The 2,295-nt window shown below is 32.2% G+C and carries 3 protein-coding genes; all 3 read right to left on the bottom strand.

Annotation, left to right across the window (positions count from 1 at the left end):
• Positions 1-182 precede the first annotated feature (182 nt).
• Positions 183-524: a preprotein translocase subunit YajC gene (yajC, locus tag DW915_RS15505; RefSeq protein WP_055222214.1), complete on the bottom strand. Its 342-nt coding sequence runs from the start codon at positions 522-524 to the stop codon at positions 183-185.
• 99 nt (positions 525-623) lie between these two features.
• Positions 624-1,871 carry a CDP-glycerol glycerophosphotransferase family protein gene (locus DW915_RS15500; protein ID WP_055222215.1) on the bottom strand — a complete coding sequence of 416 codons (1,248 nt, stop codon included), beginning with the start codon at positions 1,869-1,871 and terminating at the stop codon, positions 624-626.
• 233 nt (positions 1,872-2,104) lie between these two features.
• A partial coding sequence (locus DW915_RS15985; protein ID WP_207665597.1) for a hypothetical protein occupies positions 2,105-2,295 on the bottom strand: 191 nt, incomplete at its 5' end.

The following is a 2,295-nucleotide window of genomic DNA, read 5'->3' as shown; positions in this document are numbered from 1 at the left end:
ATCCGGAAAGACTGATCAGCTCTTAGCGGAATGCGTGGTCAGATGAGCCGGAATTTGCAGTACTCAGGTTCTACCGTTTACAATCAAGGTACGGATGATTACCTACTTACCAAAAAAACGCAGGTATTCGTTCTCTTTTTGAATACCTGCGTTTCTTGTTTTTACATATCGCTATGCAAACATTATTTTTTCTTTTCTGTTTTCTCTTCTACAACTGCAGAATCCGGTTTTTCAACCTCTGTGATGGCTGTTTTGCGCATCGGGATACGGCAGTTTTTGTTGTTTCCGAACTCTACGATGACATCATCGTCTGTGATGTCGATGACAATTCCGTAGAAACCGCTTGTCGTGATGACTGCATCGCCGACTGCGAGGTCATTCAGCATTGCCTGCAGTTTTTTCTGCTCTTTCTTCTGCGGACGGATCATTAAGAAATACATCATACCGAACATGATGACCAGCCACATAATTAACATACCGGTGCTCATAACACCGCTGTTTGCTGTTGTTGTTGCTAAAAACATTTTCTTTCCTCCTGTTATTCGACGTTCTTTAGACACACCTATCATAATACACAATCCGTATCAGATGGGCAAGTCTTTTTCGGATATTTTCCAAAAATTTCATATTTTATTTAAAACATCAGCAATTCTTTTACAAGTTCCTTTTTTATAAATAGTTGCTTTCAAAACATCTAATCTATTTTGCCTTTTCCCATCCTCACCTTTTGCTAGTTGTTTTATATATTCTTTTGTTTCCTGCACATTCTTGCTTACATAAAACGCGTTTGCAATTGTAGTTTCAATTTTTCTTACATCAGACAAATATATAACCGGTTTTCCCATAAGTAAAAACTCTATTACAATCGAACTATAATCAGCAATTAAACAATCCGATTGGACAAAAGAAGATCTGTATGAACAGTTTTCATCAAACATAACATTTTTTAAAGATTTTACTTGATTTTTATATTTTTCAACATCTTCTCTCGTTAAATATCCTTTTTTTATATAATTATCAAACATTAACGGATGTGGACGAATAATTAAGCTGAGTTCTGCGTTGTTTGAAAAGTAATTCAAAAGAAAATCTTTATACATTAAAAATGTACTTTTTTCATTATCATCTGCAGGTGTCGTCCATCTAGGAATCCACAAAAAAGTTTTATTTTTTTTACCTTTTCTTTCATCGTATGTTATCAAATCAAATCGTGGATAACCAATATTATAAACTATTCTCTTTCCATCTGCATTTTGACAATATTTTAATTTCGACTGACAATATTTATAGGTTTTAATACAATCGCAAAAAATATAATCTACAAAAGTAAGTAATTGTGTTGTAAATGAAGTCCTAATCATTTCTTTCCCGTCAGCATAACTCGATCCATACGGAACATAACATACTCTTGAAATCTTTGATAAATTTGCAAATTTATATTCCATAGGATATTCTCTTTGGTAAGGTAAACCAAGAAAAATAAAATCGAATTTATAATCCTCCAGTCTTTTGAATTTCTTTTTTTGATCATCATATGAATTTATCACTTCTGCACCATTAGCAATTTGCGAAGCAAATTTTAAATTTTGCTCAATAGTATTAACATTTATTTTATTTGTAGCATGGTCAAACCTCGGTAATACAAGTAATGTTACATCATATCTTGCATCTAAACACATATATTCAAAGATTGATTGCACCGATGGAAATATCTCTATCCTCTGAATAATAAAACACATTTTTACTTTTTCATTCATCGTATTGAAATTTTTTTTTTGACTTAATAAGCATCTTTTTAAAAAATAATATCCCGAATTATAAAAATAAATTTTTATTTTTTCCTTGATTTTTCGAATAAATTTTTTGTTCATTATTTTTTACTCTCTCCTCATATAATATGTTTGTAAGCAAAAACTCGCAAACTTATTCCTTTTATTTTATCAACTATAAATGAGCAAATCCTAAATTTTGCACAAACTAAAGACACCCTCTGCTGAATGATGTATAATTGAAGTGCGACCATCAACCTACTCACGCAAACAAGGGGGTGCCTGTTGCAAACATTATACATCATTCCAATAAAATTTACAATTACCTAAAAACTTTAAAACTTCATCATTTTTTGTCGGATATCTATCTCCAACATGTAATGACCATTATTGTTTCTGTCTTTCTCCGTGGATACCGCGGTAAGACCGTTGACTTTTCTATTGTCAGCCAGCATCACAGAACAACGGTAGCTTATTTTCTGAATCATGGAAAATGGAACGATTCTGCATTGCAAAAAGCTCTGAA

This window comes from Blautia sp. AM42-2 (assembly GCF_003480245.1).
Lineage (GTDB): Bacteria > Bacillota > Clostridia > Lachnospirales > Lachnospiraceae > Fusicatenibacter > Fusicatenibacter saccharivorans.
Note: the sequence above shows the minus strand (reverse complement) of the source record. Positions and strands in the feature narration are given on the sequence as shown.